Annotated in this window: 18 protein-coding genes; 8 read left to right on the top strand and 10 right to left on the bottom strand. The window is 63.5% G+C overall.

Annotation, left to right across the window (positions count from 1 at the left end; genetic code table 11):
• Window positions 1-472: transposase (locus KF688_14610; GenBank protein ID MBX3426908.1), on the top strand; the 472-nt coding region annotated here is incomplete at its 5' end.
• A gap of 28 nt (window positions 473-500) precedes the next feature.
• Here KF688_14610 and KF688_14605 read toward each other — a convergent pair.
• From KF688_14605 to KF688_14590, 4 genes are all read right to left on the bottom strand, one after another.
• Window positions 501-641: a hypothetical protein gene (locus KF688_14605; protein MBX3426907.1), complete on the bottom strand. Its 141-nt coding sequence runs from the start codon at window positions 639-641 to the stop codon at window positions 501-503.
• Entirely contained in the window at window positions 638-2122 is a 1485-nt protein-coding gene (gene istA / locus KF688_14600; GenBank protein ID MBX3426906.1) for an IS21 family transposase, read from the bottom strand. The genes KF688_14605 and istA overlap by 4 nt, the downstream gene beginning before the upstream one ends.
• Window positions 2123-2272: 150 nt before the next feature.
• Complete coding sequence (locus KF688_14595) at window positions 2273-2533, bottom strand: DDE-type integrase/transposase/recombinase (protein MBX3426905.1); 261 nt, start codon at window positions 2531-2533, stop codon at window positions 2273-2275.
• Window positions 2534-2731: 198 nt separating this feature from the next.
• The gene (locus tag KF688_14590) at window positions 2732-2872 is read right to left on the bottom strand and encodes a hypothetical protein (protein MBX3426904.1); all 141 of its coding nucleotides are present in this window, start codon (window positions 2870-2872) and stop codon (window positions 2732-2734) included.
• A 22-nt stretch (window positions 2873-2894) separates the two neighbouring features.
• Here KF688_14590 and KF688_14585 point away from each other — a divergent pair, with 22 nt between their 5' ends.
• A complete protein-coding gene (locus tag KF688_14585; GenBank protein MBX3426903.1) occupies window positions 2895-3263 on the top strand; it encodes a hypothetical protein in 369 nt (122 codons plus the stop codon).
• Between the two features lie 119 nt (window positions 3264-3382).
• Here KF688_14585 and KF688_14580 read toward each other — a convergent pair whose 3' ends face one another.
• The 4 genes from KF688_14580 to KF688_14565 all read right to left on the bottom strand — a co-directional run bounded on the left by KF688_14580 (window position 3383) and on the right by KF688_14565 (window position 16354).
• Window positions 3383-6910 (bottom strand): AAA family ATPase, encoded by a 3528-nt coding sequence (locus KF688_14580; GenBank protein ID MBX3426902.1) that lies wholly within the window; start codon window positions 6908-6910, stop codon window positions 3383-3385.
• Window positions 6911-6913: 3 nt separating this feature from the next.
• Window positions 6914-8155, bottom strand: coding sequence for a DNA repair exonuclease (locus KF688_14575; GenBank protein ID MBX3426901.1), 1242 nt, complete (start codon window positions 8153-8155; stop codon window positions 6914-6916).
• 100 nt (window positions 8156-8255) lie between these two features.
• Window positions 8256-14669, bottom strand: coding sequence for a DUF3320 domain-containing protein (locus tag KF688_14570; GenBank protein ID MBX3426900.1), 6414 nt, complete (start codon window positions 14667-14669; stop codon window positions 8256-8258).
• Window positions 14670-15193: 524 nt separating this feature from the next.
• A complete protein-coding gene (locus tag KF688_14565) occupies window positions 15194-16354 on the bottom strand; it encodes an ISAs1 family transposase (GenBank protein MBX3426899.1) in 1161 nt (386 codons plus the stop codon).
• Between the two features lie 120 nt (window positions 16355-16474).
• Here KF688_14565 and KF688_14560 point away from each other — a divergent pair, with 120 nt between their 5' ends.
• Window positions 16475-16747 carry a hypothetical protein gene (locus KF688_14560; protein MBX3426898.1) on the top strand — a complete coding sequence of 91 codons (273 nt, stop codon included), beginning with the start codon at window positions 16475-16477 and terminating at the stop codon, window positions 16745-16747.
• A gap of 756 nt (window positions 16748-17503) precedes the next feature.
• Here KF688_14560 and KF688_14555 read toward each other — a convergent pair.
• Window positions 17504-17794 (bottom strand): response regulator transcription factor, encoded by a 291-nt coding sequence (locus KF688_14555; protein MBX3426897.1) that lies wholly within the window; start codon window positions 17792-17794, stop codon window positions 17504-17506.
• 1304 nt (window positions 17795-19098) lie between these two features.
• Between KF688_14555 and KF688_14550 the strand changes: the two genes are divergently transcribed.
• The 5 genes from KF688_14550 to KF688_14530 all read left to right on the top strand — a co-directional run bounded on the left by KF688_14550 (window position 19099) and on the right by KF688_14530 (window position 23663).
• Window positions 19099-19722 carry a hypothetical protein gene (locus KF688_14550; protein ID MBX3426896.1) on the top strand — a complete coding sequence of 208 codons (624 nt, stop codon included), beginning with the start codon at window positions 19099-19101 and terminating at the stop codon, window positions 19720-19722.
• Window positions 19723-19849: 127 nt separating this feature from the next.
• The gene (locus KF688_14545; GenBank protein ID MBX3426895.1) at window positions 19850-20245 is read left to right on the top strand and encodes a hypothetical protein; all 396 of its coding nucleotides are present in this window, start codon (window positions 19850-19852) and stop codon (window positions 20243-20245) included.
• A gap of 1227 nt (window positions 20246-21472) precedes the next feature.
• The gene (locus KF688_14540) at window positions 21473-21748 is read left to right on the top strand and encodes a hypothetical protein (GenBank protein MBX3426894.1); all 276 of its coding nucleotides are present in this window, start codon (window positions 21473-21475) and stop codon (window positions 21746-21748) included.
• A gap of 268 nt (window positions 21749-22016) precedes the next feature.
• Window positions 22017-22379 (top strand): VOC family protein, encoded by a 363-nt coding sequence (locus tag KF688_14535; protein MBX3426893.1) that lies wholly within the window; start codon window positions 22017-22019, stop codon window positions 22377-22379.
• 282 nt (window positions 22380-22661) lie between these two features.
• Window positions 22662-23663, top strand: coding sequence for a glycoside hydrolase family 43 protein (locus KF688_14530; protein MBX3426892.1), 1002 nt, complete (start codon window positions 22662-22664; stop codon window positions 23661-23663).
• A gap of 437 nt (window positions 23664-24100) precedes the next feature.
• Here the strand turns inward: KF688_14530 and KF688_14525 are convergent, their stop codons facing one another.
• Window positions 24101-25492 (bottom strand): DUF1552 domain-containing protein, encoded by a 1392-nt coding sequence (locus tag KF688_14525; protein MBX3426891.1) that lies wholly within the window; start codon window positions 25490-25492, stop codon window positions 24101-24103.
• Window positions 25493-25525 lie beyond the last annotated feature (33 nt).

Below are 25525 nucleotides of genomic sequence, written 5' to 3'. Positions count from 1 at the left end.
CGCGATCGAGACGCTCGCCGGGGTCGAGCAGTCGGCGCTGGTCGGCGCCAAGACCTACATTCCCGAGCGCGACACGAAATGGAACTGGGACGACAAGCCGCCCGAGCAGAAGCGGACCGTCATGAACAACCGGGCCCGCACCCAGCGCGGCTACGGCAAGCGGCTGCAACGCAAACGGAGCGAGCGGGTCGAACGGAGCTTCGCTCACGTCTGCGAGACCGGCGGCGGCCGGCGAACTTGGCTGCGGGGCCTGGCGAACGTTCGCAAGCATCATCTCGTGAAGGCCGCCGCGCACAACCTGGGCCTGATCCTCCGCAAGCTGCTGGGAACGGGCAAGCCGCGGGCTTACGCGGCCTGCTGCGCGCTCGTGCAGTTACTGCATTTCGCCCACATTACGCTCCGCCGCTGCCTACGCTTTCTGGACGGCTCGAAACTGAACTCCCGGCACTCGCCGCTACGCTTGAGTGCCTAGTTTCACGACCCCGACAAAACCGGCTTCTTCAACGGCCTGCTAGGTGATCGAGATTCTCTTGCGCCGCCCGAGCCGCCGTCTTCTCGCACTCGGCGTGCATCGTCGGCAGTTTTAACGTTTTCAGGTGATGCTTCACCAGGACTGTGCACTTCGTCTCGGTCTTGCTCATGACGCGCCTCCTTCCAAGAGGGCGCCGTAGGCGGCGACGTCGGTCGTCTCAACCGCCACGGTCCGCAGATGGGGCCGACCGTCGAGCGAGAACAAGGCGACGGGCTCTTCCTGGCGGTGCTCGGCGATGACGCGAATGGCGTCGGCGTCGATGACGCCGATGTCCAAGGCGTAGTCGACCGCGTTGGTCAGTTGGCGCAACGGAAAACGTTCCAAGAGCCGCAGGACGCGGATGAATTCGCGGGTCCCCAGGCCGTCGGCCTCCAGCAGCCGCCGCAATTCGTCAAAGCATCCCGGCAACTGCCAATCTTCCAGGGGCTTGGCGTGGTCGAAGCCCCCGGGCTTCTTCTCCAGCGGGGCCAGGTAGTGGACCGGATTGTAAACATCCTGCTCCCGCTTCCAGGAGCGCGGATGGGTCGCCACGAGTCGGCCAGCGTCGATGAGCCGCACCTCGTCGACCGTGGCGACGATCGTGATCGGCCGCCGGGCGTGGGCGACCGGCACGCTGTAGCGGTTCGCGTCGAAGCGGACCAACGACAATCCACAGGCCGCGGCCTGCGTCACGCGGCGGGCGTCGAACGATTGCGACGGCAACGACCGCATGGCGGCTTGGTCCTCGACCAGCAGCTCGCGTTTGGAGCCGCTCTGGCCGCGGAGCGTCCGGTCGAGGTCGGCGTCGCACCGCCGGGCCAGTTCGTCGTTGAGCTGCTCCAGCGAGTCCACTTGCGGCACGGGGACGAGGAAGTTCCTTCTCCCGAAGCCGACCAGCCCCTCGACCTTCCCCTTCTCGTTCGCCCGCCGCACCAAGCAGAAGTGATGAGCGAACAGGTAATGGCTCGCCAGCCGCAAAAACTCCCGCGTCAGCTGGCGCTCCCGGCTCCCCGTGATCTTGGTGACCGCGATCTTCGAGTTGTCGTAGCTGATCCGCGTCGGCGCGCCGCCGAAGAACTCGAAGGCCCGCTTGTGGCCCTCCTGGAACGCTTCGGTGCATTCGCGCGGGAACGCCTGCATGTAGAAGGCGTCGCTGTACGGCAACGTCAGCACGAACAACGCGACCTGCGTCCGTTCGCCGGCCAGGTTGATCTCCGCATAGCCGAAGTCGACCTGGGCTTCCCCCGGCGGATGCGACAGCGGCAGGAAGACTTCCTGCCGCCCCTGACGCCAGGCCCGGACGGCCTCCTTGACGCTCTCGTAGCTGCCGTCGTAGCCATGTTCTTCGCGCAGCCGGTCGAAGATTCGCTTCGCCGTGTGCCGCTGCTTCTTGGGCGCCGTCTTGTCGGCCTCCAATATCTCCGCAATCCGCGGCAGAAACGGCTCCAGCTTCGGCCGCGCCCGCGGCGCCGTCCGCCGGTACCCGGGCGGTTCGACGTGCCCGACGATCTTCACGACCGTCCGGTAGTTCAGCTGATATTCTCGGGCCGCCTGCCGGCGGCTGATCTCGCCAGTCAGCACGCGACGCCGAACTTCTGTCCATAACTCCATGTCTTGCAGCACTTTCTGACGCGCCTCGCTTCCTGATCCACGATCCGTTGAGGATTCACGGCACGGGGCCTCCGGCCCCGACCACGATCCCTCACCATCGCAAATCAACAAGCCAAACGCACCAAACGCGCTGCACGATTACGGCGCCAATTACGGCCCGCCGGGCGCTGCACGATTCCAATGCCACTCACAGTTGTCGCTGATGATCCGCGGCGTGACGCCGGGGTGTTTTTCCAAAGCGCGTTGGACGATCGTCTCGACGTCCCGCTCGGTCATCGAGGAGCGGATCTCACAGTGGACGATGTAGCGGCTGTAGCCGTCCAGCAAGCTGCACAGGCAGTAGAACGTGCCGCCCAGGTTCAGGTAGCTGATATCGACGTGCCAGTGCCTGTGCGGCCCAACCGGCTGCACGAAACCGGTCCCTTTCTTCGAGGCCTTGCGGTTCCAACGATCGAGTCGACCGGCCGCTTTGAGAACCCGGTAGACGCTTGACGGGCTGACCGCCACGACGACGTCGTCGAGCATCATGAAAGCCAGCCGACGATAGCCTTCGAGGGGATGCCGGTCGTGGTAGTCGAGGATCGCTTGTTTTTCCCAATCTTCCAGCCATCAGTCGCGAGGAACCTGGCCGTTGTGCTCGTTGGCCTTGCCGTAGCGGCGTTTCCACTGGTGGTGCTTGCTCGTCGCCAGGCCGAGCCAGCCCAAGAGCCGCTTGGCGAGCAACTCGGTCCGCTCCGTCCAGTCCCTCACATAGTCGACGATTGCGTCCAGAGTGTCGTGGGGAACCCAGCGTCCCTTCAGAGTTCCCCATTGGCTTTTTTGCCTTGACGTTCTCCTCCATCAGCTCGGAGATCACCTCGTTCTTGTCGGCCAGCTTGGACCGCAATTGCTCGATCTGGCGGTCTTTGAACTGTTCGGCCTGGCGATTCCCCGGGGACTGCTCGAACGCCTTGTCGGCCTGATCGAGCACCTGCTTGACCCAAGTGTGAATCTGGCTGGGCTGGACGCCAAGTTCATCGGCCAAGTCGGAGACCGCCTCCTTCCCGCTCAAATGACGACGCACCGCCGCGGCCTTCTGCTGGGCCGTAAAGTGCCTGCGCTTTCTCGACATGGAATCTTCCTCCCGTGGGCGCTATGCTAACGTCCGCGGGATGAAATTCCAGTTCCATGAGAGGCAAGACAGAAGCCGTCGCCGATTCTGGGAAACAGGCCGTTGAGTAGCGTTGTTGAGGTCAATTCATTCGGATCAGGAGGGCTTGCTCAAGAATTTCCGTTCCAAGCCGTCACGACATGCACGCTCGAATCGCTGCTGTGGGCATCGCCGACTTTTTTTGCCAGGGAGACGAGGTGGTCGTGGTGCGTGAAGAAGAGCACTTGCGTACGAGTCGATAGTTCCATCAGCGCCCCCAAGGTCGCTTCCGCCCGAGCATCATCGAAGCTCAACAAGACATCGTCAACAATGAAGGGGACGGGCTCGTGATGATCGAACCAGTGTTCGAGTGTCGCCAACCGCAACGCGAGATAGAGTTGGTCGCGCGAGCCTTCGCTCATCCCTTCCACGCGTAACACGCCACTCCCGTCCGCTCGTACACCGACCAGGATGTCCTTGCCGGATTCGTCGTAGTCGGCTTTAAGGCCAGCGAACGCTCCGCAGGTCAATTCTTGGAAGCGATCGCTCGCCAGAGATAAGACGGGTCCTTGCGAGCGCTCTTGGTACCTCTCGATCGCGCGCCGCAAGAGAGTCGAGGCCACGGTTGTCACAGCGTATTCACGCACGTCGACTTCTACCTTGGCCAGCAGCGACTGTCGCAGGGCTTCTTTCTCGGCGGCTGCGTCGCCGCCGTCGAACCTCGCCAACGCGCTCGTTTCGCGCTGGGCCGCTGTTAGCGACTCTTCTCGCTTCTCCCTCAGTCCAACGATGACGCTTTCAAGCTCCGCGACCTTGCTAGCCAAGCGGTCAGGGTCTTCAGTCGCCGCGTCGGCCTGGAACTCTTCCAAGGTCTGCCCGCCGCAGTGGGGAGTCAGCTGAGTCTTCAACTCCTCGACTTGCTGTTGCAGCGACCGCTTTTGAGCCGAACGCTCGATCGCTTTCGACAGTTCCTGTGTGTTCGTGCACCCCGCTTCGCTGAGTAGCCCATCCAATACCGCCTGAGACTTCGCGGCGCTCGTCTCGGCGTTACGCACCAGCCCTTCCTGCGTTGCCCGTTGTTCGGTCAGCGTTTTGACCTGTTGATCGATGCGACGCGCCTCACTGACCCGAGTATTTAGCGTGGCGACTACCTCTTCTACCGGTCGACCCGCGAGGTCGGGAGCGATGACCGACGCGAGGTCGGCAGCAGCCTGCGCAAACTCTTCGGCGGTTTTTTTGATCCCGTAGATCCGTTTCTCAAAACCGTCCGCCTCGTCGAGTTCGCGAAACAGTTGCTCAAGATTCGAGAGCATCGACTCGGCTTCTTCAGGAAGCGCGTCGCCCGGCAACTGGAGCAGAGCCATCACCTCAGCCCAAGCCGTCCGCCACGCGCCAAGAGACTCCTCCGCTTCACGTAGTTCCTCGCCGGCTTCGTCAGATTCCACTTTCACCCGCTCGATGTCGGCCGCTAGCTGCTCTCGACGCGACCGCTCCCGTCGCGAACTTTCGATGTGTTCGTGGGCGTGGTCGGCGAGTCCATCCAGGTCCGTGGATACCGCTTCCATGCCGGCAGACTCTAGCTCTTTCAACAAGGACGTTCTTGCCGACTCGCATCGTCGCTCGTCCGCGTCAAGCGTCTCGGACTGCGAAGTGACCTCGCTAGCCGCTTCCAGCAGTTGAGCGTGCTGACGCAGCCACGAACGCATCTCGGGTGGTGATTGAGGAGTCAGACCGCTCTGGGCCCACCGGCTGTTCCACTCTTCGGCGTAGCATCGCTGCTCGTCTTCGGCGGCCGCGATGCTCGATGTGATAATTTGCTTCTGACGCCCGAGCGAGTCTTGCTGACTGACCAGTTGGGCCTTTGCAGCGACGTGGTCCGCCTCGCGCCGCAGGCGGTCGACCACCTCGTCGGCCCTCAGCACGCTCGGACCGAGGGCCGTCGATAACCCCTCTCCCTCTCCGGCCTCGCCGACGTATTCATCGACTTCCGTCGCATTCGGGACTCGCCCCTCAAGGGTATCGACCGCGAGGCGCACGCCACGGTCGCGGATCGCTCGGGCTTCCAGAAGCTCGGCTTCGGTCGGAACCGCGTCCCCTTTCTCGAGAGCCGCCAGCTTCTCCAACAGGTTGGCTTCGCTCTCGGTATTCTCTTGCAGTCGTCCCTGGAGAGCATTCAGTCGCGTGGTGATGTCGCGTCGCCGCTCGTCGAACTCTTCGACGGCCGCTTCTGCCGGCGTCTTCATCCGTCGCAGCTCATCCAGCGTGCCACTCCACAACGGAAGACGAGCCAGCGCTTCGTCCACTTCACGCCGGAGTCGGCTTATCGTATCCCGTCTCGCCTCGAGCCCTGCGAAGACTTCTAGCACCGCATTTGCCTCAGCCAACGACTGCGTGAGCGCCTTGATTTCGCTCCCGACCGATGCGCCGGCAAGCTGCTGCTGCAGTTCTTGAAGTCGCTTGGTCGACTTAGCGCTGAGCTTCTTCGCGCTGCTGAGCCGCTGGACGATCTCGCCGTGTTGTTTCGCCAGCGAGCGGATCGTGACCTTCTTGTGGTCCGCTAGGCGGCTTTTCTCGACCTCTTCGAGGGAGACGCTCCAGCCCAGCCTTTCGACCGTCTGCCGGGCGTTGTTCCGGGCCGCTCGCCTTCTCGCTTCCAGCGTGCCGCGGTCTTCGGCGTTCTTCTCGTGGCTTCCGAGTCGTCGGTAGAGCTGGTCGATACGTTCTTGCTCCCCCAGGACCGCCTCGGGCGTCTGAAGTTCTGCCAGCTTATCATTGACCCGCCCCAACTGCTCCTGGGCTAGCCGAAGAGTCGAGTGAGCCAGACTCAGCTGCTCGTTTGCGTCCGTGCGCCGCTTCTCGGCGTCCATGGGCAGCAAGATGGCTTCCTCCAACGCCTGGAGGTCTTCGCATTTCGCCCTCCAGCTACTGAGCGTCGGCCACGCCGCGCTGATCCGTGACAGCCGTTCCTTGGCCGCTTCGGCGTCGGCCAGTTCGGTTCGCAGTCGCTCCGCTTGCTCCAACAGCCTGGTTCTCTCGGCGTCGTGCCGTCCCCATTCCTCCAAAGAAACCTGGGCTTCTCGCACCTCGGCGCGGAGCTGGTCTAAGCGAGCCACCGCGCTGTTGATGCTCGGTTGCTGTGCCCTTGCCCTGAATAATTGCGACGTTTCCGTTTCGAGCTTCTGCTGGATCTCGCGCAGGTGGGAGACGCCGCCAGCGGCGAACAACAACTCGCCGACCCGACCTTCCCCGCGAATCACCTCTTCTCCCCCAGCTCGGAGCCGCTCGTGATCGATCCCAAAGACCGAGCGGAAGAAATCCGCGTCGACCGCTCCCAAGAACCGGTCGAGCACGCTCTCGTCCAGCTGTTTGTCGTCCTCACCGTCTCGCAGCGTCGCCTTATTCCCCTTACGTCTCACGCACTCCAGCCGCTGGTCGTCTCCCCGAACTAGCACGCCGCCGACCCGAAGTTGCCCGTAGCTATGCAGGAAATTATCCGCCGTCCGCGGGGGAAAGCCAAACAGCAACGAGTGGATCGCCCGCAAGGCCGAACTCTTACCCGCCTCATTGGGCCCGTACAAGATGTTGAGCCCCGGGCATAGACTCACGGAGCCTCCCGTGAACGGGCCGAAAGCTGTAAGTCGCAACTGCTCAATGTGCATGGTTCACCCCTTTAGCTCCGCCAGCAGCCGCGACCGAGCCTCGCCCAGAACGTCCCGCCACCAATCCGGGTCAGCCGTCCTGAGTGCGTCCGCAAGTTCGCTGGGTAGTTTCAGTTGGAGGTCGCTGAGGTCCACGCCGATGTCGGCGCCGGCAGTCGCCGACACCAATAACTCCTCAACCAGCGAGGCGACTTCCGCCCGCGGCGTGTCCTCTTCGGCTGCGGCCCGCCGATCGACCGGCGAGGTAGTCTCGTTCACCACTTTTTCAAGCCAGACCCTCTCGGCACCGATGTCGAGCGCCAGCGCCCGGACGTCCGCCACCCACTGGCGACCCGCGGCGGCAATCGCCTCAGAGAGGGAAGTCGCCCCCTCCAGGACCACGCGAACGGCAACGAGCCGGCCCTCGGCTTGTTCGACTAATTGACTGAGCGCGTCCCTCACTCGGTCAAAGGCGTCGCTGAGACTTTCGGCGTCCTCCAGTCCAATTCGGGCGACTTCCCACCTGAGTACGTCGAGCGGCTGAAACACCGGGTCAGCGGCTAGGTTGTCATTGACGTGTACGACCAAGCAGCCTTTGGGGCCGTTCTCACGGATGTGCCGCCCCTGAATGTTTCCGGGGTAGGCGATCGTCGTTGCGCCCGAGAGGACTTCCCGCTGATGAATGTGACCCAACGCCCAGTAGTCGTAGCCTCGGTCGCGAAGGCAAGCCTCCGAACAGGGAGCGTAGCTCCCGTGACCGTCTCGCCCCGTCATGCTGGTGTGCAGCACGCCGAGATTGAAGACGCCGGAGAGGGCCGCGGGATAGCTCTTCGCCAAGTCGTCTGTCGTGCATTGCTCCGCAAAACTCTGGCCGTGGATCGCCACGTCGACCCCGACAACGCGAACCGTCGTCGCCTCCCCGGTTGGGAACCAATGAACATTCTCGGGCAAGGGGAGGCTGCGTGTGATCCGGCTCGTCGCGTCGTGATTGCCACTGACCGCATACACAGGGATGCCCGCCTCCTTCAGTCTCGCCATCTGTTTGACGAAGAAGAGCCCCGTGTTGAAGTCCCGCCAATCCCCATCGTAGAGATCGCCCGCGAGCACCACGAAGGCGACGTCTTCGCGCAACGCGACCTTGACCAGATTCTCGAAAGCCCGGCGAGTCGCGCCGCGGATCTGATCGGCCGGCGCGCCCTCGTACCGATCCAATCCCCTCAAGGGGCTGTCCAGATGAATGTCCGCCGCGTGCAAGAACTTGAACACCGGTAACTACTCCCGCCCTACGCGTTGCAAGTAAAGACGATGAACTCGGGGAATTGAATGGATAGGTGCATCTTGCCCATGGCGGGCCGAACCAGCGTCGTTACCGATCGGTACTGCAAGACTCCAATGCTTCCTCCAGCCGCTCCCTTGCCGAGCGGGCGAGTCGCGCAAGCCCGATCTCCCGAGCCAACGCGAGCGCAGGATCGTCGCTCGCCACGAGGTCGGGACGCCCGCGAACGAGGCCGACAAGCTCCGGCATGGCGACCTCGTTGATGCTGCGACGCTCCGCGTCGTCTGCCGAGTAGCGAAAAGGGATCGATTCTTGGGCGGCGCCGCCGGGCCACAGGAACGTTCCTACCGGCTCGACAGTCGAGGTGACGCCGGGCAATAGCTGCAATACCCGCTGCTTGATCCGGGCGCTCGTTCTGCCAATCCCGTGCGCCCTGGCCACCTCCCGCGCCAACGCGTCGTCGAGAATTGGTCCTTGCGACTCGAGGACGGCCTGCGCCATGCCTTGAAGCGTTTCGGTATAGTCGTCGTCAAAGAAGCGGTCTTGATTAGTCGATGCGTCAGCCAACGCGGCGCGGACGTAGCGCGGCCGGTCTGCCCGGGGCGATTGCTTCGCGACAAGTTGAGGGCGTGCAACGGTCTCCGTCGCTTGCACCTCTCCAAACTCTGTAACGTCGTCGTCCGCCGGCAAGTCGCCCGGTTCGCTGCCGCCGGGCGCCTTCGGCAAAGAATCAAGTGGCTCCTCCCCATCGTTGCTCAGCGGTGTCTCGAAGCCGTCGGCAGGCGCCTCATCAGCCGCTGCTTGGCGAGTCAGTTCCAATTGCTCGTTGAGGGCCTCGTGGATCAGCTCAATCGCCGACTCCGGGTCGTACCACCAGTCGGTGGACCAGACCCGCAGGATCGTCCACCCCAAGTTCTCCAAAACCTGCTGCCTGGTCTTGTCACGATCCCGCGCCACCGCCGAGCGATGATACGTCGCGCCGTCGCACTCGACGCCCGCGAGGTAGGCTCCCGGCTTGTCAGGATGCAGGACCCCTAGATCAATCCGGAACCCGGAAACGCCCACCTGGGCGTCGAGGCGCCAGCCCCGCTCTTCCAGCGCCGCGGCGACCGCTTCTTCGAGCGGCGACTCGAATCCCCCCAACGACCCCTCGACCCGTGCGACGATCGCTTCGGGCCCTTTCTCGGCGTATTCCAGAAACGCCTTGAGGTCATGGACGCCGCGGGCGCCCGACCGTTCGGCGCGAAGCTGGTCGGGCAAGAAGCAGGAGAAGACCACCAGCTCTTGCCGCGCCCGGGTGACCGCCACATTGAGGCGACGCTCGCCCCCGTCGCGATTGATCGCCCCAAAATCGACCGGGAACTTCCCCGCCGCGTCGAAGCCAAACGTGATTGAGAACATCATCACGTCCCGTTCGTCTCCCTGGACGTTTTCCAGATTTTTTACGGCCGTCGGTTCGATGCGATCGTCGGAGAAGAACCACTCCAGCTCGGGGTGCTGCCGCTGCGCCTCATCGAAGAGGTCCTGAATCAACTCCTGCTGCTGACTGTTGAAGGTCACCACGCCATAGGTGAGCCTCTCGGCTTCTGGCTTGCCCAGGCAGCGCCGCATCCGCTCCACCGCGTCCGCGACGATCGCCTCCGCCTCTTGGCGGTTGGTGCGGCTCTTGCCCCGGTCGTAGAGCGCCCCTTTCACGTGCTTCAACGAGACGCCACGGTCCTCTGACTCGGCAGCGGGGAACGTCACGAGCTGGTTGCCGTAATAGTTCCAGTTCGAGAACGCGATCAGCGATTCATGCCGGCTGCGGTAGTGCCAATTGAGCTGAAGCGTGGGCAATCCCGACGCTTGCGCCTCGTCCAGGATACTCTCCAGGTCCTTTTCGTGGTCTTCCAGTTCCGCGCTATCCTCATCACTGTCGGTCCGGCCAAAGAAGTTCGTGGGGGGGAGCTGTTTGGGGTCGCCGACAATAATCGTCTGCTTGCCACGGGCGATCGCGCCGATCGCATCCCAGGTGGCGATTTGGGATGCCTCGTCGAACACCACCACGTCGAACAGCGCCTGGTCGGCCGGCAGGTACTGCGCAATCGACAGGGGCGACATTAGCAGGCACGGCGCCAGCTTACCGAACGTGTCGGGCATGCCCCCAATCACCTCGCGGATCGACTTGCTCGGGCGTTTGAGTCCCATCTGATGACGCAGCAGCCCCAGTTCCGACTTGCGCGGGACCTGGTCGGTCGGTGGCAGCCCGTGGACCACGGCGTGCCGAGCCCTCGGCGCCGCAGCGCGGCGGGCCTGGTCGTCCAGGCTGCAAAAATCTTCGATCGCATCTTCCTGGAGAAACTTTTGGAACGCTCGCAGCGGCTCGCGCTTGTCGACTACCGCCGGAAGCCACCAGCGAGCGTAGGCTAACTGAAACTGGGCCGCGGCTGCTGCCGCCGTCAGCTGTCCCGTCTGTAGCGCCTCGACGAACGTCCCCAGGCCAAGCTGCTCGGACCGCTTCTTGATCGCCACCCATGCCGTCCACTGCTTCAGCGCCGTGCGGCGAGCCAGCACGAGCTGCGCTTGGGCGGCCGCGTCGGCGACCACGGTTGTCGACTCGGGTGCGACCGGCTGCGAGAGGGCTTGTTTGGTGTAGGCCACCCAAGCGATTTGGAACGCCTTGGCCGCTCGGCAGCAGTCGGCGGCCGCCTGGCAGCGAGACTGCTCTTCCGCCGCCAGCATGGTTTGCAACGCTTGAGTTGCGAGATCGCCCGAGAAACCCAAGGGGGCAGCCGCCTCGCGGATACTCCGAGCCGCCTTCACCTGCGCGTCCAGTGCGCTGGCGTCCCGGGTTACCTCTGCCTGAAGCTCGGGAGGCAAGCCGAGCGCCGCGAGATTCTCTATCAGGCTCACGCGCAGGGTCTCGACCTCCCGCCCAGGCGGATAGAGCCGCCGCGCCGCCACCGTCAGCGGTTCGAGGGCGCCGCGGGATGTCTTGCCGACCCCGTCCGGGGTGAGTCCCGCCGCGATGATCGCTTCCCGCAGTCGCACGGCCAAGGGGAGCTGGGAGTCCAGCGCGCCGGCGTCTTTTTCAACGGCTGCTTGCAGGTGCGGCGGCAGGCCGAGAGTAGCGAGGTTTTCCGTCAGGCGGTCACGCGCCTCTCGGTATTCAACGAGCAGCGGCAGGTCGATGTCGGGTTGGGATGTTCCCTCCGCTTTCATGTAGGCCTTCAACTTCTTCTTCACGCCGCTCTTCTTCAAAAGCGACAGCGGCCAGAATGACCCGGAGGCCTTCGCCCACTCGGCTTCCAAGTCGTTGATATTGATTCGTTCGATGAGAGCGGGATTGAACCAACGCGCTTCGAGCGCCTCGAAAGCCTGATCGCGAATCCGCAGTTGCGCCGGCCGGTCAGCGAGGGCTTGCGTCAGGACCTCAAACTGCTGGTGGAACACGAGTTCGGGTGGCGGTAGCTCAGGTCGCACCAACTCGTTGGCGAGGCGATACAACGGGCGCTTCATGGCTTCGGGGACCTGCCCGCCGGGTGAGGCGCCGATCGCTTCGCAGAATCCGAGCAGCGCGCCCTCCAGCGACGCATTCGCGTGGTCGCTTTGTTCGACGAGCCCACGTCGTTCTTCTAATGCTGACTGGAGCGTGTCCAGACGTTCGTGGAGCAGGAGGTCAGCCGCAGGGAGACTTGGTCGAGTGAGCTCCTGCGCCAACCGGTAGAGGTGGGTCAGCTGCGTCGAAGAGATGTCCGCCAATTCCGGAGCTCCCAGTTTCGCTGAGAACGCGGTGATCGCCGCCGCCAGCGATGCGGATGCCGACTCGAGCTGTCGACAGGATTCCAATAGCCCGTTCTCCCAAGCCATCGACCACTCGGTCGCCTGCACCCGCGACAGCGCCGCCTCAGCCGGAACCGCCTGGAACGTCGCAGCGAGCTCCGCAACGGTCGCTTGGAGCCGCGCATACTCCGCTTGATCATGGAGGACCGACGCGGGCCAATCGAGGCGGGGCGTCTCCACCTGACGGCCCCGCACGCATTCTCCCATCGCGCGGTAAGCGGTCCAACCGTTAGGCTCGGCCGCATGCACCGCCGCTGCATAGGCATTGAGTTGGTCACGGCGGACTTGCAACCGCTCGTTGATTGTCACCCAATCGGACGCCTTCCCATTGCCACGATGTTTCCAGGAAACCTCCAGCTGATCGAGGAATCGCCTTCGCTCGGCCTTGTTCGAGTGGAGTTCGACGCAGCAGTCCCCCAGCCCGTGCGCCTTGAGCCGGCGGTGCACCACATCGAGGGCCGCCGTCTTCTCGGCGACAAACAGCACGGTCTTGCCGACGGAGAGGCACTGCGCAATCAGATTCGCAATCGTCTGACTTTTCCCCGTACCCGGGGGGCCGACGATCACCATGTCATGCCCTTCGGACGCAGCCATCACCACCGCGAGCTGCGACGAGTCGGCCGGGAGCGGGTGGACGATCTCCGCCGCGGCATACCGAGTGTCGATCTCGTGCGGTTGGGGCATCGGACCGATGCCGTCCGCCGCAAACGCTTTGTCGGGCTCATGGATCAAGTGCCGCACGACGCGGTTGTGCTCCAGTTGCCCTACCCGATCGACCAGGTCCTTCCACATCAAGTACTTGGCGAACGAGAAGGGCGCGATCGCCGCTTCTTCCACCACCTCAAACCCCGGGATGTCGCGCACCGCCTGCCGCATCCTGTCTAGCACCAGCGGCACATCCACTCCGCTGTCGTCCGTTGGCAATTCCGACTCGAACTCCGTAAGGTCGCAGTCGAAGTCCTTTTTCAATAGTTGGAGCAAGGTGGCGTTGAACCGGACCTCGTCTTCGTGGTTGGCAAGGTAGTAGGGAGAAGAAGCGCTCCGCCTTGTTAACTTCACGGGGACCAGCAGCAGCGGTGCGCGGTAGGTCTTTTCGTCGGTGGGATTTTGCTTCCAGCGCAGAAACCCGACAGCCAAGTACAGGGTGTTCGAACCACCTTCCGCTAGGTCGCTGCGCACCTTCCGATAAAGCGCCGTTAGCCGCACGTCGAGGTCCCGCAGCTCCACCGGGGAGACCACCTCGTCTCGGTCAAACGCCTGCCGAGCAAACTCCCAGTCAATATCTTTCTTAGTCCGCTTCTGGTGCAGCTCCGCGTCCCGCTGCCCCAGGGGGTTCCCGTCGGCGAGCGACACCAGCCGCAGGCGGGCCCCGACTGCCAGCCGATCTTCCAGCCGTGACACATCGGGGCACAAGATCGGAACCGTCTGCTTAGAAGGGCGAAAGTTGAGCAGTCGATTGCGTAACGACAGGTCGAGCAATTTTCGCTGCCAGCGCTCGATGCGGCCAGCAGGCGTCTGGGGACGCTCTTCGGTCTCGACCGCCGGCACCGATTCGTAACCGGGCGACGCCGGCAAGGGGGGCGGCCCCGACTCTAGCTCGTCGGAAACTTCTTCCTTCCGGGCAGCATGAGAAGCCAGCGGCAAGACCTGAGACATCCGGGCCCGCGATACGTCGATGACCGCGACGAACTGGTGTTCTTTCTCTTCGGAAATGGCGCCTGTCGCCATTGTCACCGCATCGGGAAATCGCCCAGGCGGTTGGTGGGTCACCATCGTTGTCTCGAAGACGAGCAGTTCTTTCGCCGCAATCGCTTTTCGCGGCTCGCTGCAATCCCTTTCGACGAGCCGCTTGAACGACTTATCGACTAACCAGACGCCGACGAAGCAGTGCCCTTGGGTCATAGTCAAAACGGGATTGAGCCCCACTGCTTCGAGGGCCGACGCAAACAACAGCGACGTATCAAGGCAGGTCGCTAGTCCATCGCCTAGCACCGTTCCGACGCGACGCGTCTTCTGCCCAACTTGCTCGAAACTCCCCGGCGGGTTGGCGTAGACGAGTGACCGGCCCGCCACGGCGGACCAGAGGGACGCGGCGAGCAGATAGGCGCGATTGGGGTCGCCCGACTGATAACCGTCCAGGGCGGTCGGGTGACCGTGTTGGCCGAGCAGCGTCGCGGCCGACCGGAGCAGCGCGGCCAGCGCGGGGTCGTTGGGGGTGACAAACGCCGGCAGCAGCTCCCCCATCGAGGACATGCCCCCCCACTCGTCGCGGGCAAGCACGCGCAGCACGTGGGTCGTCTCGTGGAGGGCTTCGCCCTTGTGTAGCAGTCGAAGCGTCAAGACGCCTCGCTCGGCCTCGTCCAGGCCGTCGAGGTAGGCTGGGTCGATTTCGAGGTCGACGTCTTTTAGCGTGAGCGTCTCACCCGCCCCGATGCGGTCGACCATCCACCGGCGGTCGCGGGCGAATGCCGGCGAGGCTTTCAGCTCGACGACGAGTGAAGAGAGTTCAGCGCCCCCTGAGTTGTCGATCGTCACCCTTCGCAGTAGTGGCACAGCGTTCTGCCAAGCGGCGTAGTTGAACGAATCGGCCGCGTCGATAACCAGTTGCGGGCTTGATTGAATTACAGTGGGCTCGGCGTCGTTGTGAGGGCCAGGGGGAGAGGCCGAGCTGCCATCTTGCATCTGTCAAACCTTTCGTACAAAACGTCCGATCAACGCCATCTCCGTACTAGCACTTGGCGTGAATGCCGCGGTGGCATGGACCGACAAGAACCCTATCGTAAACGACCGGGGTTCTGGTTGGAACTAGACCGGAGTTGTGGCGATTGGCGAACTCAGTTCCGGCTCGGCAGAAGGGGGCTACGCCGCCTCCCGCCATCCCCCTCACGTCGGCCCAGACGGCGGGGCGAGGCCGACGTGAGGGTGACAGCGGAAGGGGCGCAGGGGGGGCGTTTGTGGGGGTGAAGTTCAGTATGGATCAGCGCGGCGGGCCTGCAGGACCGTGAATGGTGTGCAGCTGATTGAGGGGCCATCGTCGCCCTTTTATAATCCGGGGCATTGTCGAGGTAAGCACCCCCTGACGAGGGCAATCGCATGATCCGCTGTTTCGCCTGCTTTCTCCTGGTAAGTCTTGCTGCCGGTCCCGCCACGGCGGAGTACTACACGCTCCGGGTTCTCAGTCGCTCGGACACCAGGGCCAGCGCCCACTAACATCCATTGCCGGCAAGGATTTGCATCAAGAATTCGGGGCTCCATCCGGCCATTCGTCGTTTCATGATTTGGCTTTGCTTGCCGGGGTGCTTCTTGACGAGGCTCAGCGTGAAGCGGCGGAGCCACGCGAGGTTCTCGGCGAAGGTGCGGTGGCGGACGCGGCTGTCGTCTTCGCGGTAGGTCACGTCGAGGGACCAGTGGAGCGAGTTTTCAATTCCCCAGTGGCCGCGGACGGCGGCGGCGAATCGCTCGCCGTGGCGGCGCAAGCTGCTGACGTAGGAGCGGGTGTCGGACTTCTCGACGCCGTTCTCTTCGTAGGTGCGCACGACCGCGCCGATCGTCTTGAGGCCCTTCCATTCGGAGCGGCCGTGCAGCCAGTCCGGCGCGGACATCTGGAAGTACGTCCGCGATTCGAGCCGCCCGTGTCCTTGTTCGACCTCGACGCAGCGGCTGACCGAGCGGGTCGCGACGTCGTCCTCGAGGGGACCAGCGAGCGCGAAGCGGACGTCGTTGAACAGCTTGCCGTGATTCCCCTTGAGCGCCAGCACGTAGTCGCCCCCCTGCTGCACGATCTGCGCGGCGATGGCCTTTTGGCAGCCGGCCGCGTCGATCGTCACGATCGTCTCCTCGAGGTCGAGAATCTCCAGCAATTGCGGGATGGCCGTGATCTCGTTCGATTTCTCGTCGGTGGCGACCTGCCCCAGCGTGACGCCGCAATCCGAGGCCCAGGCGCTCACGACGTGCAGCGGCCCCAGGCCGTTCTTCCGATCGTGCGAACGGCGGAGCGTCTTGCCGTCGATGGCGACGTGCCGCTGGGCGGACGGCGGGGCGTCGTCCGCCGCCGTGCACAGCCCGTCCAACCAGGCGGCGAAGCACTGCTGGAAGAGTACCGGATCGAGCAAGGTCAAGACGCGGCGGAACGTGTCTTTGCCGGGAATGCCGTGATTGAGCGCCAGATGCGTCTTGAGCCACGTCTCGTTGAGCTCCGCCCACTGCGCGATCGCCGTCGGCCCGTCGGCCAGGGCGACGACCGCGCAGATCGCGATGACGATCACGTCCCCCAGTCGATGCAGCCGATTGACGCTCGACCGCGGGTCGGGCAAGCCGTCAAAGAAACGAACCAAGTTGACCGCTTCGCGGTCGCCGATCGTGAGCATGAGAAATCCTTTCGCGTCGAGGAACCTGACGCGAAACAACTTGCCACACAAACAATTACCGCGCCACCCCACTTTGCCTAGAGTGCGCGCTGGCCCTGCGAGTACAGCACGATCAAGGCGTTGGGGCAGGAAGTGGCGGCTTGCTCGACGGTCTACTTCTGGCCGAAGGAGAACCGGCCCCTTGGTGACAGCAACAAAGTCGGCATCTTGCACGTCAAGTGTGTCGTGGCCGATGGGGAATGGCTGTTCCTTTCGCCAGCCAACCTGACCCAACAAGCATTCACGATCAACATGGAGTTGGGAATACTGGTCCGAGGCGGGACAATGCCGAACCGAGTGGAGCAGCAGTTCGACCTGCTGGTTGAATCGCAAGTGTTAGAGCCGGTCGGATAATGCACGCCTCCTCTCGTCGAACCCGCCGCCGAATGGACGTGACTATGCTGAATGGCCTTGTCGACTCACCCATCGCTGCCAGATCCTCGAAACCAAAGGCGAGAGCTATCGACTCAAGGACGCCCGCCTGTGCCATCGATCTAACGATAAGGAGGAATCGGCAACGGCTTCACCTGGGACGGCCTGAATCATTCCCGCACTTAACACCGCGCTACACTATTCGGGCGCCGGGCGCTACGTTTTTGGAATGGCGGTCACACCTGTGGTGCAGGTTTTGGGAGCAGGCCACGATCAGCCGTCTCAACGACCGCTTCGCTGCCCCAGGAATGACGCACCTGACAGAGGCGTGCTTGCAGATCATTCGGTGAAGGGGGCGTCCGGTCGGGCCGTCGCCGCCGGACATCGTGTCCAGCACGCTTCGCGACGCAGAGTTCGTCGATCGTTGGAAAGCAAATTGTCCCTACGTAGGGACAATCTTCCCCCATCGACGGTCGTCCTGGAGTCGATCGCTCTCGGGTTGAAATCGAGGCTGCAGCAGCTGCGGGCGAGTCGGTCGAGGGGGGGGGCAGGGGGGGCATCGCCACGGATCACATGGACGTCGGTCAACTTGCCGGACGCAGCCCAGCCTTCGAGACCCCGTCACTCCGCTCGTTCGCAGTCGAGTTTCAAGAGATCGACCGATCGCTGCGGGCGGGGAGAATATCGGCCCGCAACGCCGGAGCGAGCGGCGGCGAAGCACGGCGACCGTTGCCTGGCTCAGGAATTCCAACCGTCCCGTTTCTTCCCCCGGCGCCGCTTCTCGCCCAGGGTAAGCGTTTCATCGACGGGCGACACGCGATATTTGATCGCAACCCGGACAAGCAAGCTCGCCTTAGTAACGCCCAGGAGGTGATAGAGCCGCGTCCGATGGTTGTCGACCGTCGCCGGAGCGAGCCCGAGAATGTCGGCAATTTCGTTTACGGAACAACCGAGGCTGAGTAGCCGCAGGACTTCCCGCAACCGGGGAGAAAGTTCGGCGACGCGCTTCTTGAGGTCTGGCTTGGGCATAGCTCGGCTCAGGTAGGGTCTAACGACCCAAGTGTAGTTCGGGAATCGCGGTTCTGCCGGGAATTGCGTGTGCGGCCCCCAGAGGTCCGGACACGCATCACAGCGGAACCCGACCGCAGAGCTGCACGGAGGCGTCGGACCGCGGGAGGCGAAGGCTGGTGCGTCCGGTTCCTCTACGGACCCGGTTCTCGTCCGATCCGAGCCTTGGCGACGCGGATTCGCCGTCCTGAGGGGAGACGTCGCCCAATTGACGCCGATGCGACTGCTCATGCTCGACCCGGCCTCGAGGGGCCGTGGCCGGGACGCATGACCTGGAACGGGGCGGCCTGCCGATCGTCGGCACGGCGCCTGGTTCAGCGGTCCTGGCGATCCTGTAGCCCAGGCTACACGCATGGGGCGTCCGCATCATTTCGATAATCCGGTAAACTACCGGATTATCCCGGGCGAGCGTCGCCGAATACCGCAATTTGTCGCGAGAACTGCAATGAAGTGACACGCCTTGCAATGGCGGGTCGAAAGCGTAGAATGCCGGCAACCACCGAGGAAAACGCTGGTTGAAGCTTTAGCACTAACGAGCCTCCGAAGCCGAAGGTTGTGGGTTCGACCCCCGCCCCGGGTACTTGCTTGTCTCGTCCTTGTCTTGTCGCCGAGCGCTTCGGCATTGTGCTCGCGAGCAATATTCACGCACTGTTTTGTGCAAAACTCCGGGCTGTGGCGCGGGGGCCTCGCGCCAACCCGTGTGCCGGCAACGACTTGCGGGCGACACGCTCCGGGCCGGGCCGGAGTTTTGCCAGCAAAACTCGCGGGGGAGTTGCAAAACCCCGGCCCGCCTCTGTCGTCGCCCTCCGTCGATGCCCCTGCCGTCTTGCGCGGAGGTCGCCGCGGGCCGCGCGGCGTCCCGCGCCGCCTCCACGCTTCGTTCTACGCGACGCGCTGGCCCATTTTCTACAAGAATGTTCCAGCTTCGCCGAACTTGTTGGGCGAGGCCACGGGGCGACGCCTCATCGAGGTCCTGGGGGTATTGCCCCATCATTTCGCAACCGCGGGACAGGTCGCGGGGGAAACCAGGAGTGCGACCGCGTCTCGCCCGAACTCGGCACGCTCTGCGGCGCTACGCCGACATTGCAAAATCTTGTCGCGGCGCTCGGCCGCCGATAGGATGTTGCCATGAGAGGAGTTCCGCCGCTGTCCGAAAGTCCTGGGCTACCGCAATCGCAGGTCGCCAGTGGAATTCCAAATCGACGCCAACTCCCGTCGCCAAGTGATGTGTGGCGAATTGCGTGAAGCATCTTGTGAGCAATTCCGTGTCTATTGGCAAATCAGTCTTTTATGCGAAATCGTGGTATCATTATGTCACGGCGATCGGGTTCACGATGCTCGCCCTGTTGTGTGCAATCCTCGGCCCGCTCTTCTTCTTCGAGATCGTGAAGAAGGCAGACGGAAAGCCGGGAATCGAGGCGGGCATGACATTCTCCATCATCGCCATTCCAATGACATTGATCGCATTGCTTGGCTGGTTCAACGTTTTCGCCCGCCTCAAACCGCTCTTGCGGATTTGCAGCGAAGGATTGGAAGTCAACGTTATCGGCGAGTCAAGCTTGGATGGAGTGCCTCAGGTCCCCGGATTGATCCGAGATGCTTGGCTGATTGTGTCGCTGCAAGGATTCAAGAAGCAAATCGGCTGGATTCCTTGGGAGACGTTCCGTGACGTCAAGGTTGCCGGTTTGCCGATGATGCGGTCATTGGTGATCAATGCGACAATCGCTTATCCAAAATGTCGTGAAGATGCCTCCGCTGCGCGAATCGGCGATAGCGTTGCCTTTCGTGACGCTGATTTCAAGGATCCATTGGATGTCATTGCCTCAGCGATTCAGGCATTCTACTATGATCCGGGAGCAAGAAGCGCATTGCCAAGCTTGTTCGAGTAGCGGAACACGCGGAAGCGAGCGTTGAGACGAAGTCGCGGTAGCCAAGCGACATCGCAATGGAAACTCAGCTTCCGCGACTCGGTTATCGCGGAGCGTTCTACAGCCGAGGCGCATCGCGGTGTGCGGCGTGTTCCGCTATCTGAACACCGACCTGGAGCTGATTTCGGCCGACGATCTGACGGCGCTTGCCGTCGCGTTCGAGGTCGGCGGCGTTCGGCCCCTGCATGCCGCACAGGGCGCGGATGGGTTGTGGTACGCCTGCTTCGAGACGGAGCAACAGCACGCCGAGCCGGAGCCGAACGTCGCGGCCATGCTCGCCCTTGTCGAGTCGCTCGTCCCGCCCCTTCGGTCGGTCTGGGCACGATGCTCGCGGCAAGAGTTCAACATCGGGTATGATTGCGGCCGAGAACCTTGGGCGTTCAACCAAGGGCTGTCGGCCGAGCTGCTGGGGCGGATGGCCGCGGCGGGCGCGTCCCTGCGAGTCACTCTCTATCCCCGCCGCGAGCCAGGGCCGCCGAACTAGCGCTGTGCCGGCTCGAGTCTGCTCGAGTCTGTTCGAGTCTGTTGGGTTGGGAACGACGCAACCTGTTGCCAGAGCGAGAGGGTGCGCTGTTCCCACCCAAATGTGAGAGGGTTGGAAAGCACTAGTAGTCAGTCGACCCGCCGCACCAACGGTCGATGTGGCGTACTCCCCTCAGCGGCGGTATACTGGCGCTCAATCCGCTCTCTGGAGGGCGGGCAACTGAGCTTTTTCGTTAGGCCCATAAAACGAGCAGGCATATGGACCCCTTCGGCCAAGTTTTCCTAGTGGTGTCAATTGTCGCTGTGGTAGCGGCACTCGTCGGATTTTGGTTTCTCTCGCGTCGCGGTCCCCGCGGTTCAGTCTTAGCTGTGGCCGCAGCGCTGTACATCGCGAGCTATGCCTTCGACCCCGGTCGATCGCGCGAGCTTGTCGGTTTGGCGGGCATCCTTCGCATCACGGGCTTCGTCGGCGGGATCCTTGGCGTCATTGACCTTGTCCGCCGACCCCGAGATTCAGCGGATGGTTCCGCCTAACAAGCCGCTGCAGTCGACCCGCTGACAACGCAGCCGGTTTGGCGGTTTCGTCTGCCATGCTCTACTGGTTTCAACGGGTCGCTCAGGTGCGAGCGGCTGAGGTCGGTCGGATCGGAACGGGACATAGCCATGCATAACGAATTTACCGCCGTCGTCGAACGTGACGGGGAATGGTTTATCGCATACTGTCCAGAGGTTCCGGGCGCCAACGGGCAGGGGCATTCGCGAGACGAGTCGTTAACCAGTCTGCGAGACGCAATCGCGTTGATTCTTGAAGACCGTCGCGAGGATGGTTTGCGCGGCGTCCCGGAGGATGCGGACCGAACCGTCGTGACCGTGGAATGAAGCGGACAGCGCTGTTTCGGCGCCTGCGCAAACATGGATGTCATCTGAAGCGCGAGGGCAGGTCGCACTCCTTGTGGACGAATCCTGCCAATGGCAACGTAGAAGCGGTTCCGCGCCATGTCGAGATTTCTGACAATCTCGCTCGCAAGATTTGTAAAGGACTGGATGTGCCTGATCCGAAGTGAGCGGTCGTGCCTAACAATTCGCTGCAGTTGACCCGCCAGACGTTCGTACGGTTCGGAACTACTTCATTGCAGCGATAATTCTGCTGTGTGCAATCCCGCCACTTTGTTTTGGCGGACAACTGAGCTTGGTCGTTCTACAGCCGAGGCGCATCGCGGTGGACGGCGTGATCCGCTACCTGAACACCGACCTGGAGCTGATTTCGGCCGACGATCTGACGGCGCATGCCGTCGCGTTCGAGGGCGGCGGCCTGCGGCCCCTGCATGCCGCACAGGGCGCGGATGGCCGCGGCGAGCGCGTCCCTGCGGGTCACTCTCTATCCCCGCCGCGAGCCAGGGCCGCCGAACTAGCGCTTTGTCAGTTCGAGTCTGTTGGGTTGGTGACGACGCAACCCGTTGCCAAAGCGAGGGTGCGCAGTTCACACCCAAAAGGTAAAGAGTAGGAAAGCGCTAGTGGTGCCCAGAAACTCAAAAATGAGCGGCGGGCGCTAGCCCCCGATGAAGCTCGATCGAGTCTTTGGCGGCAGTTCACCGGCTGCTAGCGCCGTCCGCTCATGGAGTTGGGACGCCGCCTCGTGCCGTAGTCGACCCGCCGCTGTGGCGTTTTTTTCTCCACCGCGAGATACTGACGCTCAACCCGTTCGCTTGAGGGCGGACTACTGCGCTTGATCGTTCGGCGTCAACATTGTCGTTCGCGGCGAGGGGACGGACATGCCCGACTTCACCAAGGTTCGATACACGCTTGCCGTCCTTGACTTGGCCAAGTCCACGGATTACTACACGTCTGTACTCGGTCTGGGCATCGACTTTACGGCGCCTGGCTGGACGTTTCTGTCTCGCGGCAGTTTTCGCGTGATGCTCGGCGAGTGCCCGGACGCCGTTCCGCCTGCGGAGCTTGGCGACCACTCGTGGTACGGCTACGTCACCGTCTCGGACGCTGCCGCGTTGTTCGCCGAGTATCAGGCCGCGGGCGCGGAGTTCACGCAATCGCTTGCGGACAAGCCCTGGGGCATGCGAGAGTTTGGCGTTCGCACAGTCGACGGCCATCGGATCATGTTCGGACAGGAACTCTAGGTTGTGCCAAAGCACGCAGCCAAACCGGCCATCCTCAACGGGCTTAGCAAGAACCAAGTGCCATTCGTCGATGACGCCTCTGCCGACAATTGCCGGCGCCTCGACGACGCGGGGCGTCTCGCCTCTGCGCGCGGCGAGGGGGCAAGTAGCAGCCGAGCCGGCCTGGCCCACGGCAAGTTGATTGCTCTCGTCGTCGCGGATCACTAGATTGAGGCCGTGGCGAGGCCCTCCGTCTCGCGGACCTCCGTTCGGATCAATGGCGAGAGCCAGGACTACGAAAGAATGAAGATTTTGTCGGCGTCTCTTTTGGCTGCCCTGGCTCTTTCCGCCGAGATATCAGCGCAGGGCGGGTTTCTGTTCTCGACCTTCAGGGACGAGACGACCCCATTGTCCGAGCAGATCTACTTCGGCGTCAGCCGGGACGGCAAGCAGTGGGACGCGCTCAGCGGCGGAAATCCCGTGTTGGTAAGCGATGTGGGCGAATGCGGCGTGCGCGATTCATTTCTTCTGCGATCGCACGACGGGCCGAAAGTCTGGCTCATTGCCACCGATCTGTGCATCAACAGGAATCGCGACTGGCATCGGGCCACGCATGCGGGCAGCCGGTCCATCGTCATCTGGGAATCGACTGATCTTGTGCATTGGTCGCCGCCAAGGCTGGCGCTGGTCGCCCCCGAGGAAGCCGGTTGCGTCTGGGCGCCCGAGGCCATCTACGATGAAGAGGCCGGGGACTATCTGGTCTACTGGGCCTCGACGACCAAAAGAGACAACTACGCCAAGCAGCGCATCTGGGCGGCGCACACCAGGGACTTCCACGCGTTCGACAAGCCGTTTGTCTATATCGAAAGGCCCCATCATGTCATTGACGTCCATATCGCGCGGGACGGAGACGTCTATTATCGTTTCATGAAGGACGACGAGGAAAAGTCGGTCAGCATGGCAAGCAGCAAGAAGTTGACGGGACCCTGGCAGGAGATGGAGCAATTCACGGCGGGGAAGGGAAAGAACTTTGAAGGTCCGATCTGCTATCAGCTGGAAGCTGCCGCCGACGCTCAGGCGCCGGCGTGGACTCTGCTGTTGGACAACGTCAGCGATCGAATCGGCGCCGGCGCGTTCGGCTACATGCCTTTTGTCAGCAACGACCTCAGCACCGGGCAATTCGCGCCGGCGACGGATTTCCAATTCCCATACGCATTTCGCCATGGTTCCGTGCTGGCGATCACGAAGGATGAACTGGAACGCCTCAAGTCGGCCTATCCTCACCCTCAGAAGTCGGCTCGATAAGCGGTTGCATCTGACCTAGGCCGGCCCAAGAACCAGCCGCTCCGCTTGGTCGCGTCCGGTCAACGGCACTACGTTCGGCCATCCATGAGGGCGTGCCGTTGGCGAGCAAGAGAGAGCGGCTCAACCTGCGTCGAGCCGACATGCCGGCACAGTCGCGCGGCCGGGCCGGCGGACCGTCGGCGGCGCCGTCGACGGCCGAGCAAGAGGCGCCGCTCGGCCGTTCCGCTAGTCGCATTCGCGCTTTGCCCCCAAGCGCAACAATGAGCGGCGGGCGCTCGTCGCCGCTGAACGACGCGACGACACAGCCGTTCGTGGGGACGAAACGACGGGCGGCCCTGTTCGCGCTTCACCGGCGGCTAGCGTCGTCCGCTCAGGGGGGTGGGACGCGGTTTCGTCCGGCGTCGGACCGCCGCGCGAATCGCCCGCCGTTGTCGCGTTTACAGATTGCCGAGCCGGCCTGTCGAGTCGCCGAATCTGGGCAGGTCGACTCCCATGCGGTCGGCGAGCGAGAGGAAGAGGTTGCAGAGCGGTTGGCCGCCGTGGTCGACGAACCGGCCCGGGGCGAGCGTTCCGCCGCCGCCGCCGGCCAGCACGATGGGCAGGTTGACGTGGGTGTGGGCGTTGCCGTCGGCGTTGCCCGAGCCGTAGACGATCATCGAGTTGTCGAGGACGGTCCGGCCGTCGACGTCGGGAATGGCGTCGAGCCGCTCGAGCAGCCCCGCGAAGCGGCGGGCGTACCAGTGATCGATCTCGGCGACCTTTTGGACGCGTTCGGGTCGGTTCTGATGGTGGCTCAGGTCGTGATGCCCCTCGGAGACGCCGATGTCGTGGAACGGGCGGTTGCTGCCGTCGTGCGACATGAGCAGCGTGGCCACGCGGGTCGAATCGGTTTGGAACGCCAGCGCGAGCACGTCGAGCATCAGGTCGACATGCCCGGCGAACTCCTGGGGAATGCCGGCGGGGGCCTCGATCGCCGGATCGAGCGTGGCGGCGAACCGCTCTTCCTGTTCGATGCGGCGTTCCAGTTCGCGGACGCCCGTGAGGTACTGGTCGAGCTTGGCGCGATCGCTGCGGTCGAGTCGTCCGTGGAGCGACTTTGCGTCGTCGGCCAGATAGTCGAGGATCGACCGCTGGCGGGCCCGCCGTTGGACGAGACTACGGGCTCGCTCCTCGGGCGAACCGGCGCCGAACAGCCGCTCGAACGCCTGCCGGGGGTTCGGCTCGGGGGTCATGGGGGTGGTCGCGTCGTGCCACGACATGTTGAACACGTAGGCGCACGAGTAGCCCGAGTCGCAGGTGCCGCTTTTGCGAACCTGGTCGCAGGTGAGTTCCAGCGAGGGGATGCGCGCGGCGTGACCCATGCGCTGGGCGACCGCCTGATCGATGCTTTGGCCGGCGCGGACGTCGGTGGCGCTTTTGCGGAGCCGCACGCCGGTCAGGAAGACCGAGCCGCCGCGGGCGTGGTCCCCCGCGCCGTCGGGCCCCCCTTGGGCGTTCCGCTGGTCGAGACCCGCGAGGACCTGCAGCTTGTGCTTCCAGGGGGCGAGATCGGCCAGAGTGGGGCTCAGGCTCCAGTCGTTCTCCGCGCGCGTCGGCGCCCACATCGCGGGGATGGCGCCGTTGGGAAAGTACACGTACGCCATTCGCAGCGGGGCGCCCCCCGGGGTCGTCGCCAACGGCGGAGCGCCCGCGGCCGCGCTCAGGGCCGTGCGTTGCAGCGACTGCCACGCCGGCACGGCCAGCGCCGCTCCCAACCCGCGCAGCAGGAACTGGCGTCGCGGCAAGGCCGGGGCGGACGTTTCTTGACGGCGGAATCGGAAGTCGTGCATGGCGTCCCTCGCTTCGGGCTTGCTCGGACCGGG

The organism is Pirellulales bacterium (assembly GCA_019636345.1).
Taxonomy (GTDB): Bacteria; Planctomycetota; Planctomycetia; order Pirellulales; family Lacipirellulaceae.
The sequence above is the reverse complement of the archived record's forward strand: the minus strand, read 5'-3'. Positions and strand labels throughout refer to the sequence as shown.

Coding starts and splice junctions, on each gene's coding strand:
- KF688_14605 (MBX3426907.1), bottom strand. CDS start 641: ATGAGCAAGACCGAGACGAAGTGCACAGTCCTGGTGAAGCATCACCTG.
- istA (MBX3426906.1), bottom strand. CDS start 2,122: ATGGAGTTATGGACAGAAGTTCGGCGTCGCGTGCTGACTGGCGAGATC.
- KF688_14580 (MBX3426902.1), bottom strand. CDS start 6,910: ATGCACATTGAGCAGTTGCGACTTACAGCTTTCGGCCCGTTCACGGGA.
- KF688_14570 (MBX3426900.1), bottom strand. CDS start 14,669: ATGCAAGATGGCAGCTCGGCCTCTCCCCCTGGCCCTCACAACGACGCC.
- KF688_14565 (MBX3426899.1), bottom strand. CDS start 16,354: ATGCTCACGATCGGCGACCGCGAAGCGGTCAACTTGGTTCGTTTCTTT.
- KF688_14555 (MBX3426897.1), bottom strand. CDS start 17,794: ATGCCCAAGCCAGACCTCAAGAAGCGCGTCGCCGAACTTTCTCCCCGG.
- KF688_14535 (MBX3426893.1), top strand. CDS start 22,017: ATGCCCGACTTCACCAAGGTTCGATACACGCTTGCCGTCCTTGACTTG.
- KF688_14530 (MBX3426892.1), top strand. CDS start 22,662: ATGAAGATTTTGTCGGCGTCTCTTTTGGCTGCCCTGGCTCTTTCCGCC.
- KF688_14525 (MBX3426891.1), bottom strand. CDS start 25,492: ATGCACGACTTCCGATTCCGCCGTCAAGAAACGTCCGCCCCGGCCTTG.